The organism is Halorubrum miltondacostae (assembly GCF_041379815.1).
Taxonomy (GTDB): domain Archaea; phylum Halobacteriota; class Halobacteria; order Halobacteriales; family Haloferacaceae; genus Halorubrum; species Halorubrum miltondacostae.
Genome location: NZ_JBEDNY010000003.1, coordinates 79,964 through 96,166, shown reverse-complemented (window position 1 = coordinate 96,166; position 16,203 = coordinate 79,964). Strand labels below are relative to the sequence as shown.

Sequence of the window (16,203 nt, the reverse complement as noted above, 5' to 3'; positions counted from 1 at the left end):
TGGTCGGGGCCCCATTCGCCGCCGAGTTCACCCTGTGTGAACTTTGGGAGTTCGCTTCGAGATACGCGAAACACTGATTCGGTCACAGGTCGGTGGCCGTCGACTGGTCGCGGCGACTTCTCGATCGATATCGAGACGAGTGCGTCACACCTGCCGGAGCCACTGGAGCACTTCGTCGAAATATTTTATATGCGTAATTGTAAGCCCACATTATCGTGATAACAGTACTAGAATACTGGATAGACAGCTCTGCGGAGTCATATGAGGGGCCTACACTAGATGATAAGTGACTTTATCCGGAAATCTGGGACATATTGAAGTGACCGCAACGAGAACCCCCGTTCGAGAGATGGGAGGCGACCGACAGTCGGTGAAGACGTACGTGCCGACGGAACAGAAAGACGTGTGGCGCGACCACGCAGACGAACTCGACATGTCGCTGAGCGAGTTCGTCAGGACGATGGTCCAAGCCGGGCGACGGGGGTTCGCCCCGGACGACTCACCGCCGCGCGAGGAACCCGCTTCCGAGCCCTCAGACCCTGGGGGTCACGACCTGGAAAGCGGCGTCCGCGAGGCTCTCGAATCCGGCCCCCGTTCGTGGGACGAGCTCGTCGAGGCGGTGGTCGGCGACGTGGAGGACGAGCTCGAAGCGACGCTCGACGAGCTCCAGGATCGGAACCACGTCCGATACAGCGGTCGTGACGGAGGGTACGTGTTGACTGATGAGTAGCACGCGCGCGGCCCCCGACCCCGACGATCCGGTCGGGTACTTCCTCGAGGACCTCACCTACCACGGGAAGACGGACCGAACGAGGGAGGCGTACGAGCGAGTCCTCCGGCGATTCGAGCGGTTCCTCGACGGCGAGGACCCGGCGTCAGCGTCGCACCGGGACTGTATGTCGTTCGTCCACTCGCTGCGGGGCGATGTCGCGGACAGCACCGTCGCGACCTACGCCGCGTACCTCCACCGGTTCTACGGGTACATGACGGAGGTGGGCGCGTTCGACAGGAACCCGATGACGCTCGTCATGGAGGAGATGGACGAGACTGTCGACAAGGACCCCGCCCGCCGCGATGTCTCCATCCCGGCGATGCGGTCGTTCGTCGCCGAGATCAGTCACCCGCTCCACCGCGCGCTCGTGGTGACGCTACTGAAGACCGGGATGCGGGTCGGAGAGCTGTGTAACCTCGATCTGCGCGACGTCTCGGTCGTTGACGCAGACCTCAAAGCGGCGTACTCGCTCGGGGACCGCCCGGCGTTGTCCGAGCGACCGGATTCGGTCTACGTGACGGCCGAGGCCGCCGTCGGCGAGGAGCTGAACGGCGAGGTGCGGACGGCCGCGAACAAGCGGAAACGCGGGACCGTGATCCCGGTTGACGACGAGCTCCGTCGCACGCTGAAGCGCTGGCTTGCGGTGCGGCCGGACTCGGCGTCGCCGGCCGAGCCGCTGTTCGTCGGCACCGCAGAGGGATGGGGCGAACGGCTGGAACCGCAGGCGGTCAGGCACGTCGTGGAGCGGTACGCCAGGGAGGAAGGGTGGTATCGCACGGGTGGCGGCGCCGACGAGAACGTCACGCCCCACTACTTCCGCCACTTCTTCACGACGCACCTCCGCGACCGGACCGGCGACCGCGGCGTGGTGAAGTACCTCCGGGGCGACGTCGCCGACGACGTGATCGACACGTACACCCACAACTGGGGCGATCAGGTTCGGGAGACGTACGAGGCGAACGTCTATCGGCTGTTTCCGTAATCGGATCTCGACACTCCCGCGTTTTTAGTCGTCTCGTAGACAACGAATAACGCTCGATCGCGAACAAGTAAATCGTATGTCGCTATACTGAATACGGGGGCAAACGTCTCGGCTAGCATCGACCGACGAATGGGGGACGGCGGCGCGGAGACACCGTGTCACTCATGTGTCGCGAAGGGCGTGTGGGACGACGATGGCGCTCCTCGAAGTGACGGCCGTAACCGGTCTCTCAGTGGTCACCGGAACGGCTGTTACAGCCCTCCTCTGTGTCGGACCGCAGCAGGTGTCCCGAGCGATGACCAGCGCCGACGACCGCGTGCGCGAGGTCGCCCCCTACCTCGGTGCGGCGCTCGCGCTGCTCGCGGTCAAGCAGCTCACGCAGGGTTATCGGCTGCGGCTCTCGCGGGCCCTCGACTGGAACATCACCGACGAACTGTACGCGCTCGAAGGCGGATTCGTGGCTTGGCTCCAGCGGCTGACCCCGGAGGCGACGCTGGAGTTCTTCACCGTGAGCTACATGATCGGGTTCGCGTTCCTCCTCGTCGCGGCGCCGGTGACGTACTTATTGTCCGCCGAAGACGGACGGCGCCACCTGAAGGAACTGCTCGTCGCGTACATGCTGAACTACGCCGTCGGTACCGTCTGCTACACGCTGTTCGTTTCCTACGGACCGCGGAACTACCTCGACGCGGTGTCGGGGCTGATGTATCAGGTGTACCCGCAGACGCAGGACCTCACCGCGGCGGTGGCGTCGAACACGAACGTGTTCCCGTCGCTTCACACCTCCCTCTCGGTGGCTGTCCTCGCCGTCGCCTGGCGGTCACGCCGGACCCACCCCCGGTGGACGCCCGTCGCCGCCGCGGTCGCGGCCGCCGTGGTGTTCTCGACGATGTACCTCGGGATCCACTGGCTGACCGACGTGGTCGTCGGCGTCGCCCTCGGCGTCGGATCCGTGATCGCCGCGGAGCAGATCGTCGACCGAGTGGAGTCGCCGTCCCTCGGGGTCGACGATGAGGAGGACCGAGTCGCCGCCGGCCAGGCCGGCGACGACTAACCGCCTCGGGCCACGTCGAGAGCCGGGCCTTCAGGCATCGGGGTCGGAGAGAAATCGGATGCGCGTCGAGGGTCACCCCTCGCCGGGGGTCACTCCTCGTCGAGCAGGCTCTCGACCAAGTCCTCGGGGTCGAACAGGGTGATGTCGTCGTACCCTTGTCCGGTCCCGAGGAAGAGGATCGGTTTGCCAGTGACGTACGCGACCGAGATGGCCGCCCCGCCGGAGGAGTCGGCGTCGGCCTTCGTCAGGATCGCGCCGTCTATCGCCGCGGCGTCGTTGAACTCCTTCGCGCGGTTCACCGCGTCCTGGCCCGCGACCGCCTCGTCGACGAACAGCGTCATGTCCGGGTCGACGACGCGGTCGATCTTCTCCAACTGGGCCATCAGGTCGTCGCTCGTGTGGAGCCGCCCGGCCGTGTCGCCGAGGACGACGTCGACGTCATTCGCCTCTGCGTACTCGACGCCGTCGTAGATGACGGCCGCCGGGTCGCCGCCCTGATCGTGGCTGATCAAGTCGCGACCGAGGCGGTCGGCGTGTTCGCGGATCTGCTCGTTCGCGCCCGCGCGGTAGGTGTCACCGTTCGCGAGGACCGACGAGTAGCCGCGGTCCGCGAGCCACTCGGAGAGCTTCGCGATGCTCGTCGTCTTCCCAACGCCGTTGACGCCGGTGAAGACGATGGTGACGGGCTTGTCGGCCTCAGCGATCCGCTGTTCGAAGTCGAACTGCCCGACGGCGATCACGTCGAGGAGCGCGTCGTGAAGCGCCGACTCGACAAGCTCGCCGGTCGTCTCGACCTGCTTGCGCGACTCGCCGAGCATGCTCTCGCGGACGCTGTCGAGTATCTGCTCGGCGACGCTCATCTCCACGTCGCTCTCGAGCAGCGCCATCTCGAGGTTCCACAGCGGCTCCTCTAAGTCCTCCTCCTCGATGATGATCCGGCCGGTCGCGAACGCCTTCGCGCGCTGGAACGTGCTCGGCTCGTCCGCGTCGGTCTCCCCGGAGTCGGCCTCGTTCGCACCGGTCTCGGCGGCGGCTCCGTCGGCCGAGGCGTTGGTCGCGTCGGCGCTGCTCTCGGGGGTCGCCTCGTCGCCCGGCGACGCGTCCTCCTCGGACTCCGTGGACTCTTCGACGTCCTCCCGGAAGCCGGAGAGCTTGTCTTTCAGTCCGTCGAACACGGTCGAATCCCCGGGTTACTCCCCGTCGTCTTCCTGCGCCTGCTGCATCTGCTGCATCTGCTGTTGCTGCATCTGCTGTTGCATCTGCTGGGCCTGCTGCTCGAGCTCGTCGCTCTCGGACTCGAGCTCGTCGACCTCATCCTGCGTCTCATCGATCCGGTCGTCGAGCGCCTCCTGCTTGCGCCGGAGGACGTCGATGGCGTCGCCCTGCTCCTGCTCCGCGGAGTAGTTCCCGCCGAGCGAGACGATGACCTCGTCGATGTCCTGGACCTCGGCGCGGAGGTACGCGCCGCCGCCGAGCGGCACCTGGACCGTCGCGCCGGTGTCGAGCGTCTCGATGGCCTCGATGGCGTCGTCGATGTCGGCCTTCTCCTCGCGGTAGTCGGCGATCTCGCCCTCGAGGGCCTCGATCTCCTCGTCGAGCGCCTGGATCTCCTGGGAGAGCTGCTGAAGCTGCTGTTGTCCGCCGCCCATCATGCCTCGGACACCTCCTCGATCTCGATCTGGGTGCGCTTCCGGTTGTGCTGGCTCCCGACCGTGGTGTAGATCCGCTCGCGGGCGAGGTCCTCGTTCTCCGCGTCGACGTCCTTCGTGAACGGCTGGTCGCCGTCTCGGCTCTGGAACCGTCCACTCACCGTGTAGGTACTCATGTTCCTCGATCCGGCAGGGACAGGGAAGTATCTTCCTAAAAGGGGACAGGCGGATCCACCGCCGCGGACGACGCGGAGCGGCCGAGAACGGCCGACCTCACCCGGAGAGGTCCGCGAAGCGGAACCGGACGACCGCGAGCGCGACGAGGACGGCCGCCGCGGCGGTCAGGATCGCCGCGCCCGCGAGGTCGTACTCACCCAGCACGAGCACGGCGGAGGGGTCGTAGTGCGCCGTCGGGCTGACGTCGGCCGCGGCCGAGAACTCGGTGCTCGCGACGACCGACTCGAACATGAACAGGGCGAACAGCACGCCGATCGCGACCCGCTGGGCGACGCCCGGTCTGGCGACGAGCGTCGACACGGCGACCCCCAGCGCGACGCAGGTGAGGTGGTACGGCACCGCGAGCGCGTGGACCGCGAGGAGCCGCTCGACCGCGATCGTCTCGCCGACCGCGACGACCCCGACGTAGGCGACTATCGGCAGCGCGACGTTCAGGAGGACGACGAGCGGGACCAGCCCGATGAACCGCCCGATCACCACGTCGCGGCGCGCGACGGGCGCCGACAGCGTGAGGTCCATCCGCCCGGAGGCGACGTCGCCGGCGATCGTCCCCCCCGCGAGGTACGCGAGGTAGAGCCCGACCAGCAGCAGCCACGCGAACTGGTAGAACTCCACCGCGAGGAATCCCTCTATCGAGGAGATAGCGATGATCCCGAACGCCTCCTGAAGCGCGGGCGGGAACGCCTCGACGTACGCGTCCAGATCGACGTCCGCGGTCGCCAGCGACGGGAAGAAGGCGAGGAACAGCAGCAGAAAGGCGGAGAGCAGGCCCGTCGCCACGGCCGACCCGCGGGCCCGCCCGACTGCGTCGTACCGCGCGATCGCGAGCCACGGGGTCGCGCGGTCGCTCATTCGATGTCACCTCCCGACGCGGCGGTCGAATCTGTCGGGGACTCAGACGCGGCGGTCCCCCCGGGCCGCTGTCGCTCGCCGCCGCCGACCGGTCCCGGGACGTCGCCGTCGTAGAACGTCATGAACGCGTCCTCGAGCGGCGCGTCGACGACGTCGAGGTCGCGGACGGTGTACCCCGACAGCAGGTCGATCAGCGCGTCGTACTCGCCGGTCCACGTGAACGAGACGGTCTCGCCGACGCGGAGGTTCATGATCCCCCGCCGCTCGAAGTCGCCCCGCTTGACGTCCTCGGCGACGCGGAGCCGGACCTGCTTGCCGCCCCGCGAGCGGAGGTCGGCGACGGACTCGACCGCGACGAGGTGCCCCTCTCGGAGGACGCCGACGCGGTCGCAGAGCGCCGCCACCTCGCCGAGGACGTGCGAGGAGAGGAGAACGCTCGCCCTGTCGTCGACCCGCTCGCGGACGAGGCCCGCGAACTCCTCCTGAAGCAGGGGGTCGAGCCCAGAGGTCGGCTCGTCGAGCAGCAGAAGGGCCGGGTCGTGCATGAACGCGGCCACCAGCGCCACCTTCTGCCGGTTCCCCCGCGAGAGGTCGCCGATGCGGCGCGACTCGTCGAGCCCGAACCGTTCGACCAAGCGGTCTCGGCTCGACTCGCCGCGCAACGCCGCCTGGTGGTCGAGGAACGCCTCGGCGGTGCGGTCGCGATCGAGCCCCGGATCTCCGGGGAGGAATCCGATGCGCTCGCGTGCGCGACGCGATTCGACCGGGTCCGTCGCGTCGCGGCCGAGCAGCGTCGCCCCGCCGTCAGTCGGCGACAGGAACCCCAACAGCGTGCGGATCGCGGTCGTCTTGCCGGCGCCGTTCGGGCCGAGGAAGCCGAAGACCTCGCCGTCCTCGACGGCGAACGAGACGTCTTCGATCCCACGGACGTCGCCGTAGTACTTGGAGAGGCCGCGACACTCGATAGCGGGCATACCGCCCCCAACACCGCTGCGGCTCTTAAATGTGAGAGTACGCGGAGAGAGGGATAGCGGCGCAGTCGAATAGAACCGGCGGTTCAGTCGATGAACGCGAGCGTCTCTTCGATGCGGCCGAGCTCCGGCCCGGTCGTGTCCTCGCCGACGACGTACCCCTCGTCGGTGGCGATCAGGCCGGAGCCGACGAGCGGTGCGCCGTAGTTGACAGTGCCGAGGTCGGCGCGAACGTCGAGCGCCTCCTCGACCGCCTGGAGCTCTGACTCCGTCGACTGGGGGTGACAGAGCACGCCGGTGTCGTTGGCGACCGCCGCCGTCCCGACCGTGCGGACGTCGCCGAGGTCGCCCCGGGTCACCGGGACGTCGAGCGCCGTCTTGATCGTCTGGATCGACTCGCGCGAGAGGTCTGGGTGGACGTACGCGCCGTAGTCGTTCGCGAGGACGACGTTACCGGCGGCGTTGATCTCGCCGGGGAGCTCGTGGACCGGCGCGCCCGCGGCGTCGGCGATCCGGTCTTTCTCCCGTTCGGTCGCGCGTGACGAGACGAGGATCCCGTTCTCGTTGCCCGTCGCGAGGGCACCGACCGTGTTGGACCTCCCGACCGTCGTCAGCAGCGGCTCTGCGCCGAGTTCCGTCCCGAGGTCCTCGGCGAGCGCCTCGTCGACGTCCGGCCGGACCAGCAGGAGGTCGTCCACGGCGCGGGCAAACACGCCCACGTACGACGAGCCGGTGAAGGTCGCCCGTAACACGTTATTCGGCGTGTTCGGCTTCGACGACCGGCTCGCCGTCCTCGACGAACCGGGCCGCGCGGACCCGCACGCTGCTGGGCGGGTTCTGTCGCCCGTTCTCCCAGACGGCCTCGTTGACGGACCCGTCGATGATCACGTCGGCCTCGTCGACAGAGAAGTGCTTCGCGAGGTGCTGGCGCGTGATCTTCATTGCGTAGTCGGCGCGCTGCTGGACGGGCTTCTCCTTGGCGTCGCGGAGCGGGACGGTGACGACGCGCTCCTCGAAGTCGTTCGTGGACATTTACTCGTCCAGGTCGTTCCGACGCCAGTTGCGCCGCTTGGGGTTTCGCGTCACGTTCATGTCCGTCTTCATCATGACCCACGCGGGGACGCGGGTGTTCTGGCGCTCCGCCTTCGCCAGACGCTTCTTTTGAGCCTTCGACTTGTCTCCCATAGTGGCGCACACTTTCCACGGCGCGCATAAAACCCCTTCCATACGACCCGCCCGAGACGGTCGCGAGTCGCCGTTCAGCCAGCGGTCTCTCCCTCGTGACCGCTACAATCCACGCTCGGCGATCCCCGCGTAGATCCGACGGCAGCGGTCGAGGACCGCGAGGCTGGCGCTCTCGGTGTCGGTGTGCGCCTCGCCCGGCTCTGAGGCCCCGCAGACGAGACAGTCGGTGCCGGCCTGCGCGAGCCAGCCCGCGTCCGTCGCGTGCGGCTTGGTGACTTGTTCGGGCGTGTCGAGCGTTAACTCGTCGTGAACTGTACGGGCGACGTCGAGGGCGGCGTCCGCGAACGCGGCGTCGCCGCAGGCCATCGGCGGGAGGTCCTGATCGACGACGTGCTCGACGCCGGGCGTCGCGTCGGCGACCCCCGTCAGGTCCGCGCGGCCGCCGGGCACGGTGCGCTCGTCGACGGTCGCCTCGCAGCGCTCCGGGATCACGTTCCACGTCTCGCCGCCGTCGACGATCGTGATCGCGAGCGACCCGGAGACGTCGTTCCCGAGGACCGTCGCCTCGGGGGCGTCGAGCCCGCGGACCGCGTCGATCGCGTCGCAGGCGCGGTAGATCGCGTTCTCGCCTGCCTCCGGCTCGGAGGCGTGCGCCGCCTCCCCGTGTGCGACGAGCCGCGACCCGCGGCGGCCGCGGTGGGCGACGACGATGTCCGTCACGCCCGGCTTCGAGTAGTTCGTCGACCCCTCGGCGACGACCGCGCGGTCCGGCGCGAACCCGGCGTCGATCGCGTGCCGCGCCCCCTCGCCGCCGACCTCCTCGCCGACGAACGAGGCGAAGATCAGTTCCCGGCCGGCGGGCGGCGTCGCGTCCCGGAACGCGAGCATCGCTGCCGCGACCGACCCCTTCATGTCGGCCGTGCCGCGGCCGTAGATCCGGCCCTCGCGCCGCTCGACGACGTACTCGCCGTCGACTCCCTCGCCGGTCGTCTGCTCGGGCGCGGGCGGGACGACGTCGTGGTGCCCGACGAGGGCGAGCGAGTCGGCGTCGGGGTCGTCGGTCGCGCCCGCGAACGCAAGCACGTTGCCGGCCTCGTCGCGCTCGACGGTCGCGTCCGTCTCCGCGCGCAGCCACTCCTCGATCGCGTCGCCCGCTGCCGTCTCGTCCTCGTGCGAGGGGATCGAGACGAGCCGCTCGGTGAGGTCCGCGAGTTCGTCCATGGACTCAGTGATGGTCGTCGGCGCATAAACGCGTCCCTCGGGGCGGGCACACAGAACGCCGCGAGCCTGACCGCCGCGGACGGCCGACGCTCAGGTGGTGAACAGTTCGGTGTCGTCGGGCACCGCGAACAGGCCGAGCCGGACCCCGGCGTCGAGCCAGCCGTACCCGTACGAGTAGGAGGCGAGCGCGTTCACTGGGTCGCCGTCGGCCCGGAAGTGCCGGCCGTCGTCGAGGTACGACTCGGCCATCTCCGTCACGTCCGCCGCGGCCTCGCCCAGCGGCGTGTCCGCGGGCGGCCGCGGCTCAGCGGCGGCCAGGGCGTCCGCGAGCATCCGCTCGTAGCGGTCAGTCTTCTCCTCCAAGTCGGCGGCCATGCCCGACTGTTCCGTTGAGCGGACAAAAACGGCCGGGTCGGGGGCAGTTAAGACGGCGCGGCCGCGGCGGAGTAAGCGCGGCGCGTCGGCACGGTTGACCCGAAGCCTTTCACGCGGCCCGTGCGAGTCGCAGCCATGAGCGAAGCCGCGGCGTGCGCGTACGTCCATGACGTCAGCGGCGACCGCTTCGACGACGTCGACGGCGAGGCGTGGGCATGTCCGCGAGACACCCTAGACCACGCCGACTACTGCGTCTTCCACCAGCCGATCCGGGCGCTCCCCGAGCGAGGTGTCACGGCCGAGCGCATCGGCGCGGCGATCGTCGACGTCGTCGAGTCCGGCACCGAGAACAGGCTGTTCGGAGCCGTCTGTCCGGGGATCGACCTCGAGTACGCGGTCGTCGACGGCGAGACGACGCACCCCATCGACCTCCGCGAGTCGTGGATCCTCGGCGACGTCGAGTGCCACAACTGCCGGTTCGCGAACGTCGTCCGGTTCGACGGGTCGGTATTCGAGTCACGGGCCGTGTTCGAGGACGGGAGCTTCGCCGCCAGCGCGAGCTTCACCGGGGTCGAGTTCCGCGGACCGGTCTCGTTCAACCTGACCGCGTTCCGGCGCTGGGCGGACCTCAAGGACGCGACGTTCCGCGACGAGGCCGTCTTCCGCGGCGCAGCGTTCGAGAAGGGGCTGTTCGGCGTCGGCGTGACGTTCCGCGGGGCGGCGGACTTCATGAACGCCGAGTTCGACTCGGTTGCGAACTTCCACGAGGCGACATTCGAGCGCGGCGGGCTGTTCTCTTCGGCGACGTTCCGCGGCGACGCGAAGTTCACGGCCAGCGACCTCGGCGCGCCGGTGGCTGTGGGGACGAACTTCGTCGACGACCCATCGCTCGCGGGCTCCAGCCTGCCGTACAGCGACGGGGCGATCCCCGGGACGTGTCTGGTGCTCACCTCGGGGGTGTGCGTCGGCGACATCCAGCTGGCCGGCACGACCGCTGAGTCCCGGATCCTCGTCAGGGACGTCGACCTGCGGGGTGACGTCGAACTGCGGGAACTGACCGCCCGAGGGGACGGTCCGGTCACCGTCGACTTCCAGAACGTCGACGCCGTCTCGGGCGTGATCGAGGTCGCGGTGGACCACGTGTTCGACTTCGGCGGGAGCGTCGTCGGCGATGTGCTGTTGGAAGGGGCCGCGTCGGCAGATCCGGATCTCGAGCGGTTCCGCTTTGAGAACGCCGTCTTCGACGGTTTCGACTTCGGCGCGTACCGGTCGCTGTTCGACCGGTTGGAGTGGCGGCTCCACGGGGACGACGGGGCGACGCCGGCGGAGCGCGAGAACACGTACCTCCGGGTGAAGAACGGCGCGGTGGACATCGGCGAGAACACCGCGGCGCGCGAGTTCCACTTCCGAGAGATGCTCAACCGCGGCCGGTCGTACCGCCGGGCCGCGTTCGGTGGAGGCGACTCGGACCGACGGGAGGCGGACGGGCGGGCGCGGCTCCGCTTCGCGCGGAAGTGGCTGAGCAACCAGGTGCTCCGGTACACGTGCGGCTACGGCGAGCGCGCCGGGCGCGTGGTGTACGCCTCCGTGGCCATCATCGCCTTCTACGCGGCGGCGTACGCCTGGCTCGGCGTCGAGCTGACGTACCGGGGCCCGCTCGCGGCGCTCGCCTTCAGCTTCCAGTCGTTCAACGCGCTCGTGTTGGGGATCCCGGAGGTTTCGACGCCGTTGCTGGGCGTCGTCGTCGCCAGCGAGGCGTTCATCGGGCCGTTCTTCGTAGCGCTGTTCGTCTTCGCGATCACGCAGTCCGTCGGGCGCTGATCCCGCCGGAAAGCGGTAACGCGCCCCGTGGGATTTTATTTCTCAGACTCCCCAAGATTCGAACAGATGAGTTCCCGCAGTCGCCTCCCTCCAACGGGGCGATCAACCCTCGCGATCGTGGTCGCGACGAACCTCCTCCCGCTCGCCGGCGTCGTCGGGTTCGGCTGGCGCGTCGGCGAGCTGCTCGCGGTGTACTGGATCGAGGTCGCCGTCCTGGTGATCGCCCACAGCGCGGCCGCGATGTTCGCCGAGCGACCGATCCGCCTTGAGGGCCGCTCGTTCTACATCACCGGCTACGACGAGGGCGCCGAGCGGGACGAGGTGTGGGAGCGCGAGCCGGAGCCGATCCGCCTCGTCTCGTGGCTCCCCCCGATCTACCGCCGGAACTTCCGCGTCGTCCGCCGGTCGCTCGGCGTCTTCGTCTTCCTGCTGTTCCCGCTGGTGGGAGTCGGCTGGGACGCGCTCTCGTACCTCACGCCCACCGTCGGGGTGGCGGCGTTCGGCGTCTGCGGCGCGCAGGTCGCGGAGGTGCGCCAGGAGTTCTTCGCCGAGCGTGCCTACGAGGAGCGGTCGCCGTACATGGTCGTCGAGGCCGCCCAGCGCGTCGTCTTCTTCTACTTCGTCGTCGGGATGCTGACGGTCGTCCCGGTGACGTTCGGCATCTTCGTCATCGAGGCGGCGCTGGCTCCCGGGGTTCTGGACGGCGTGGCCGACGCGGCCGGCGTCGAGGTCCTCCTCCTGCCGTACCTGTTCCCGATCGCGCTCGGAAAGGCGCTCGTCGAGTGGAGCCGTCGCCGCGCCTTCCGGGAGGACGACCCGGACGGCGTCGCGACCTGGTTCACGGGCGAGGACGCCAGGCGCGACTGGAAGAAGGACGAGGAGTCCGTCGGAGACGGTTGACGACGCGAGGCGCGGTCGCATCGACGACGGGAGGGAATCGAACGCGGGGAGCGGACAAGACGCGGCCGGCGTCGCGGTGCCGAAAGCGCAACGCCGATACGCTCGGCCGCGAAACGGCGGGGCATGTACGAGGCCGTTCACGCCCACCCCGACGGGGAGGCGACCGTCGCGCGCCACGCCGCGACCGCCACTCGGCAGGGGTACGACGGGATCGTGGTGCGGTCGCGCGACGCGCTGGCGGCAACCGGCGATGGCGGTCCAAGCGCGGCCAACCGCGACCGGAGTCCGGCCCGCGACCCGGACGCACTCCGTGAGGAGTACGGGATCGACGTCGTCGACGCCGTGGAGGTCGACGCCGACGACCCGACGAGCGCCTCGGGCGCGGTCGGCAACTACCGTTCCGACCGGACCGTGGTCTGCGTGGTCGGTGGCGACGACGCGCTGAACCGGTTCGCGGTCGAGCAGGCCCGCGTCGACGTGCTCGTCCGGCCGATGGCGGGCGGCGGCGACTTCAACCACGTCCTCGCGAAGGCGGCGCGCGACAACGGCGTCCGCGTCGAGTTCGACTTCGGTCCCGCCCTCCGGGAGACCGGCGGGAAGCGGGTCCGGGCGCTCGCCGATCTCCGGAAGCTCCGCGAGATCGTCGGCCACTACGACGCGCCGTACGTCGTGAGCGCGAACGCGGGGTCGCACCTCGAGCTCCGCGCGCCCCGCGAACTGGTCGCGGTCGGCGAGGCGATCGGCTTCGACGCCGAGGCCGTCCGCGAGGGGCTCCGGGCGTGGGGAGACCTCGCCGAGCGCAACCGGGAGCGGCGCTCCGAGGGCTTCATACAGCCGGGGGTCCGACGTGGCAGGTATGAAGAAGACGGTTGAGGAACACGCCGAGCGGTTCTCCGAGAAGGCCGCGGCGTACGACGACTCGAAGAGCGACGAGTACCACGCCTGCGCGAGCCTCGTGATAGACCACGCCTCGCCGGCGCCGGACGACGTCGTCCTCGATCTGGGGGCCGGGACCGGGGCCATCGCGCTGGCGGTCGCCGAGAACGCCGACCGCGTCCTCGCCCGCGACATCAGCCAGGGGATGATGGACGAGGGGCGAAAGAAAGCGGCCGATCGCGGCCTCGAAAACGTCGAGTTCGCCTACGGCGAGTTCCGGGATCCCGGGCTCGACGTGGACCAGGACGTCGATGTCGTCACGTCGAACTTCGCGCTCCACCACCTCGCGGACGACGAGAAGCGCGAGGCGATCCGGGTGATGAGCGAGACGGGCGCGCGGCGGATCGTCCTCGGCGACGTCGCCTTCTTCGAGGAGCCCGACCCCGAAGCCCCGTTCTACAGCCCGGAGGTGGACGACCCTGCGACGGTTGGGACGCTGGTCGAGGCGTTCACCGACGAGGGGTTCGCGGTGACGGCCGTCGAGCGCGTCCACGACCAAGTGGCGGTGATCGTCGCGGAGCGGCTCCGCGATCTCCCGGCGTGATATCGCCGTGAAGCACCTCCCGAAACACCTCCGACCGCGGTGGCGGTACCTCGCGGTGGGGATCGAGTCGTGGGCGGACGCGGCGATCGGGCGGCGCGCGTTCCAGCGCGCGCTGTGGTACAGCGCCGGCAACCTGCTCGGCGACGCGGGCAGCGCCGACGCCGACCTGACGCTGCTGTCGTTCGCGCACGCCGACGGGACCGGGGAGGCGGTCGTCAGGGTCAGACACGGCCACGTCGACGAGGCGCGGGCGGCGGTCGCCTGCGTGAGCGAGGTCGACGGCGAGCCGGTCGGAATTCGTGTGCGGGGGATTTCGGGGACGGTGCGTGCCTGTGAAGAAAGATATATGGGTCGCGCGACCGCCAATTCGACACAGCGAGACGTCGCGTTCGGCGGCGCCGAGCGGCCCGCCGTCGTGCGCGGAGACGCGTGCGACGTGGCGGCCGAGTCGGACCGCGTCGGCGCGACGACCTTCGACACCGAGTGATATCATGCAGGGCCAATCCCAACAGCAGGCGTACGACCGCGGCATCACAATCTTCTCTCCGGACGGCCGACTCTACCAGGTCGAGTACGCCCGGGAGGCGGTGAAACGGGGGACGGCGAGCGTCGGGATCCGCGCCGAGGACGGGGTCGTCCTCGCGGCCGACAAGCGCGCCCGCTCCCCGCTGATGGAGCCGGAGAGCATCGAGAAGCTCCACAAGGCCGACGACCACGTCGGCGTCGCGAGCGCAGGCCACGTCGCCGACGCCCGCCAGCTCATCGACTTCGCGCGACGGCAGGCGCAGGTGAACCGCCTCCGCTACGGGGAACCCGTCGGCATCGAGACGCTGACGAAGAACATCACCGACCACATCCAGCAGTACACGCAGGTCGGCGGCGCGCGCCCGTTCGGCGTCGCGCTCATCGTCGGCGGTATCGAGAACGGCGAGCCGCGCCTGTTCGAGACGGACCCGTCCGGCACGCCGTACGAGTGGCAGGCGCTCTCGATCGGCTCGGACCGCAGTGACCTCCGCGACTACCTCGAGACGGAGTACGAGGAGGGAATCTCGACGGACGAGGCGATCGGGCTCGCGCTCGACACCCTCGCGCAGTCGAACGACGGCGAGCTGTCCCCGGACGGCGTCGGCGTCGCGACGATCACCGTCGACGATCCCGAGTACGCCGAGCGATCGGTCGACGAGATCGAGTCGATCCTCGACGAGCGCGACCTGCTCGCGACCGACGAGGACGACGACGGCGACGCCGACGAGTAGTAGCGCGCGCCGACTGCGACCGAAGCGACTACTTTTGCGGCCGCGAACGCCGACGCATGAGCGACGACGCCGTAGAGGCACGCGACGCAGACCTCGGACCCGACGAGTCCGCACTCCCGGCGGGGTACGAGCTCCGCGAGACGACGCCCTCCGTCGAGGCGTTCCGCCGACTCCGGCGGGAGGCGGGCATGACCGACCGGTCTCGGGCGGCCGTCGAGCGCGGACTCCCGAACACGACGTACGGCGTCCACGTCGTCGAGTCCAAGTCCGAGTCGGCGGTGGGGATGGCCCGGCTCGTCGGCGACGGTGGGTCCGTGTTCCACCTCTCTGACACGGCGGTCGCGCCGCCGCACCAGGGCAGGGGGATCGGGACGGCGATGGTCGGCGCGCTCATCGCATGGCTTCGCGCGAATGCGCCGGACGGCGCGTACGTCAACCTCTTCGCGGACGTCGACGGCTTCTACGAGCGGTGGGGATTCGAGCGGACCGCGCCGGCGTCGAAGGCGATGGGCGTCCGGACCGAGGAGCTGTAGCCGGTCGCGGCGCGGCGACGCGGCCGCGCCCGCGTCGGGAGAGTTATGCCGTCGGAGACAGACCGGAAACGCGTGCAGAAGACGGCACTCATCACCGGCTGTTCCTCCGGCATCGGCCGCGCTGCGGCGCACGCGTTCCTCGACGAGGGATGGACCGTGTACGCCACCGCGCGGAACCCCGCGGACATCGAAGCGCTCGGCGAGGCGGGCTGCGAGCTCGCCACGCTCGACGTCACCGAGCAGGACGACGTCGACCGCGTCGTGGACCGCGTCCTCGACGAGGAGGGGACGATCGACGCCCTGATCAACAACGCCGGCTACGGGCAGTTCGGCCCGATCGAGGACGTGACCACGCAGCGGGTCCACGAGCAGTTCGACGTGAACGTCTACGGGCCCCACCGGCTCATCCGGGCGGTCCTCCCGGCGATGCGCCGCGAGCGCGACGGGACCATCGTCAACGTCTCCTCGGTCGCGGGCCGGGTGTCGATGCCCGGCGGCGGCGTGTACAGCGGGTCGAAGTTCGCCGTGGAGGCGATGTCGGACGCGCTCCGCAACGAGGTCGACGACCTCGGGATCGACGTGGTCGTCGTCGAGCCCGGTCCCGTGAAGACGAACTTCTCGGATCGCGCGGCGTCCGAGGCCGACCCCGAGGAACGCGAGGGGATCGAGCGGACCGAGGCGTACGACGAGTTCTACGCGATGTTCGATGACACCCAGCTCATCGGCGGCGACGGCCCCGGCTCGGTCGAGCCGGAGCTCGTCGCGAACGCCATCTACGACGCCGCGAGTGCCACGCAGCCGCCGGCGCGGGTCCAGCCCGGCACCGTCGCGCGCGTCGGCGTCCTCGCGCGGTTCCTCCCCGACGCGCTGCTCGACAAGGCGTACGGGTTCGTCCGGAGCTTCACGTCGTAGGCG

General features: G+C 69.5%; 21 protein-coding genes. 11 read left to right on the top strand and 10 right to left on the bottom strand.

Features of this window, described 5'->3' with window-relative positions:
- Positions 1-349 precede the first annotated feature (349 nt).
- From ABNG04_RS09525 to ABNG04_RS09515, 3 genes are all read left to right on the top strand, one after another.
- On the top strand, positions 350-730 hold the full coding sequence (locus ABNG04_RS09525; protein WP_371162132.1) for a DUF5805 domain-containing protein: 381 nt from the start codon (positions 350-352) through the stop codon (positions 728-730).
- On the top strand, positions 723-1,754 hold the full coding sequence (locus ABNG04_RS09520; RefSeq protein WP_371162130.1) for a tyrosine-type recombinase/integrase: 1,032 nt from the start codon (positions 723-725) through the stop codon (positions 1,752-1,754). The genes ABNG04_RS09525 and ABNG04_RS09520 overlap by 8 nt, the downstream gene beginning before the upstream one ends.
- A 193-nt stretch (positions 1,755-1,947) precedes the next feature.
- The gene (locus tag ABNG04_RS09515; RefSeq protein ID WP_371162128.1) at positions 1,948-2,808 is read left to right on the top strand and encodes a phosphatase PAP2 family protein; all 861 of its coding nucleotides are present in this window, start codon (positions 1,948-1,950) and stop codon (positions 2,806-2,808) included.
- An 89-nt stretch (positions 2,809-2,897) separates the two neighbouring features.
- Here the strand turns inward: ABNG04_RS09515 and ftsY are convergent, their stop codons facing one another.
- The 10 genes from ftsY to ABNG04_RS09465 all read right to left on the bottom strand — a co-directional run bounded on the left by ftsY (position 2,898) and on the right by ABNG04_RS09465 (position 9,298).
- Positions 2,898-3,983, bottom strand: coding sequence for a signal recognition particle-docking protein FtsY (gene ftsY / locus ABNG04_RS09510; protein WP_371162126.1), 1,086 nt, complete (start codon positions 3,981-3,983; stop codon positions 2,898-2,900).
- 15 nt (positions 3,984-3,998) lie between these two features.
- Positions 3,999-4,457 carry a prefoldin subunit alpha gene (gene pfdA, locus ABNG04_RS09505; protein WP_371162676.1) on the bottom strand — a complete coding sequence of 153 codons (459 nt, stop codon included), beginning with the start codon at positions 4,455-4,457 and terminating at the stop codon, positions 3,999-4,001.
- Positions 4,457-4,633: a 50S ribosomal protein L18Ae gene (gene rpl18a / locus ABNG04_RS09500; protein WP_049911083.1), complete on the bottom strand. Its 177-nt coding sequence runs from the start codon at positions 4,631-4,633 to the stop codon at positions 4,457-4,459. Before rpl18a ends, pfdA begins: the two co-directional genes overlap by 1 nt.
- A 97-nt stretch (positions 4,634-4,730) precedes the next feature.
- Positions 4,731-5,546 carry an ABC transporter permease gene (locus ABNG04_RS09495; protein ID WP_371162123.1) on the bottom strand — a complete coding sequence of 272 codons (816 nt, stop codon included), beginning with the start codon at positions 5,544-5,546 and terminating at the stop codon, positions 4,731-4,733.
- Entirely contained in the window at positions 5,543-6,520 is a 978-nt protein-coding gene (locus tag ABNG04_RS09490) for an ABC transporter ATP-binding protein (protein WP_371162121.1), read from the bottom strand. The genes ABNG04_RS09495 and ABNG04_RS09490 overlap by 4 nt, the downstream gene beginning before the upstream one ends.
- Positions 6,521-6,603: 83 nt before the next feature.
- Positions 6,604-7,269 (bottom strand): translation initiation factor IF-6, encoded by a 666-nt coding sequence (locus ABNG04_RS09485; protein WP_371162119.1) that lies wholly within the window; start codon positions 7,267-7,269, stop codon positions 6,604-6,606.
- Position 7,270: 1 nt separating this feature from the next.
- Positions 7,271-7,549 (bottom strand): 50S ribosomal protein L31e, encoded by a 279-nt coding sequence (locus ABNG04_RS09480; protein ID WP_371162117.1) that lies wholly within the window; start codon positions 7,547-7,549, stop codon positions 7,271-7,273.
- A complete protein-coding gene (locus ABNG04_RS09475) occupies positions 7,550-7,702 on the bottom strand; it encodes a 50S ribosomal protein L39e (protein WP_004050128.1) in 153 nt (50 codons plus the stop codon).
- A 102-nt stretch (positions 7,703-7,804) separates the two neighbouring features.
- Positions 7,805-8,923, bottom strand: a complete 1,119-nt coding sequence (locus ABNG04_RS09470) for a M20 family metallopeptidase (protein ID WP_371162116.1) — start codon at positions 8,921-8,923, stop codon at positions 7,805-7,807.
- A gap of 90 nt (positions 8,924-9,013) precedes the next feature.
- A complete protein-coding gene (locus ABNG04_RS09465) occupies positions 9,014-9,298 on the bottom strand; it encodes a DUF357 domain-containing protein (RefSeq protein ID WP_297886264.1) in 285 nt (94 codons plus the stop codon).
- Positions 9,299-9,433: 135 nt separating this feature from the next.
- Between ABNG04_RS09465 and ABNG04_RS09460 the strand changes: the two genes are divergently transcribed.
- The 8 genes from ABNG04_RS09460 to ABNG04_RS09425 all read left to right on the top strand — a co-directional run bounded on the left by ABNG04_RS09460 (position 9,434) and on the right by ABNG04_RS09425 (position 16,200).
- Complete coding sequence (locus ABNG04_RS09460) at positions 9,434-11,119, top strand: pentapeptide repeat-containing protein (RefSeq protein ID WP_371162113.1); 1,686 nt, start codon at positions 9,434-9,436, stop codon at positions 11,117-11,119.
- A 66-nt stretch (positions 11,120-11,185) separates the two neighbouring features.
- Positions 11,186-12,019: a DUF6498-containing protein gene (locus ABNG04_RS09455; protein ID WP_371162112.1), complete on the top strand. Its 834-nt coding sequence runs from the start codon at positions 11,186-11,188 to the stop codon at positions 12,017-12,019.
- 123 nt (positions 12,020-12,142) lie between these two features.
- Positions 12,143-12,892, top strand: coding sequence for an RNase P subunit p30 family protein (locus tag ABNG04_RS09450; protein ID WP_371162111.1), 750 nt, complete (start codon positions 12,143-12,145; stop codon positions 12,890-12,892).
- A complete protein-coding gene (locus tag ABNG04_RS09445; protein WP_371162109.1) occupies positions 12,876-13,499 on the top strand; it encodes a class I SAM-dependent methyltransferase in 624 nt (207 codons plus the stop codon). Before ABNG04_RS09450 ends, ABNG04_RS09445 begins: the two co-directional genes overlap by 17 nt.
- A gap of 7 nt (positions 13,500-13,506) precedes the next feature.
- Positions 13,507-13,986, top strand: a complete 480-nt coding sequence (locus tag ABNG04_RS09440; protein ID WP_371162107.1) for an Rpp14/Pop5 family protein — start codon at positions 13,507-13,509, stop codon at positions 13,984-13,986.
- A gap of 4 nt (positions 13,987-13,990) precedes the next feature.
- Positions 13,991-14,755, top strand: coding sequence for an archaeal proteasome endopeptidase complex subunit alpha (gene psmA / locus ABNG04_RS09435; RefSeq protein ID WP_371162105.1), 765 nt, complete (start codon positions 13,991-13,993; stop codon positions 14,753-14,755).
- Positions 14,756-14,811: 56 nt separating this feature from the next.
- Positions 14,812-15,288, top strand: coding sequence for a GNAT family N-acetyltransferase (locus tag ABNG04_RS09430; RefSeq protein ID WP_371162103.1), 477 nt, complete (start codon positions 14,812-14,814; stop codon positions 15,286-15,288).
- A gap of 45 nt (positions 15,289-15,333) precedes the next feature.
- Positions 15,334-16,200 (top strand): SDR family oxidoreductase, encoded by an 867-nt coding sequence (locus ABNG04_RS09425; RefSeq protein ID WP_371162100.1) that lies wholly within the window; start codon positions 15,334-15,336, stop codon positions 16,198-16,200.
- Positions 16,201-16,203 lie beyond the last annotated feature (3 nt).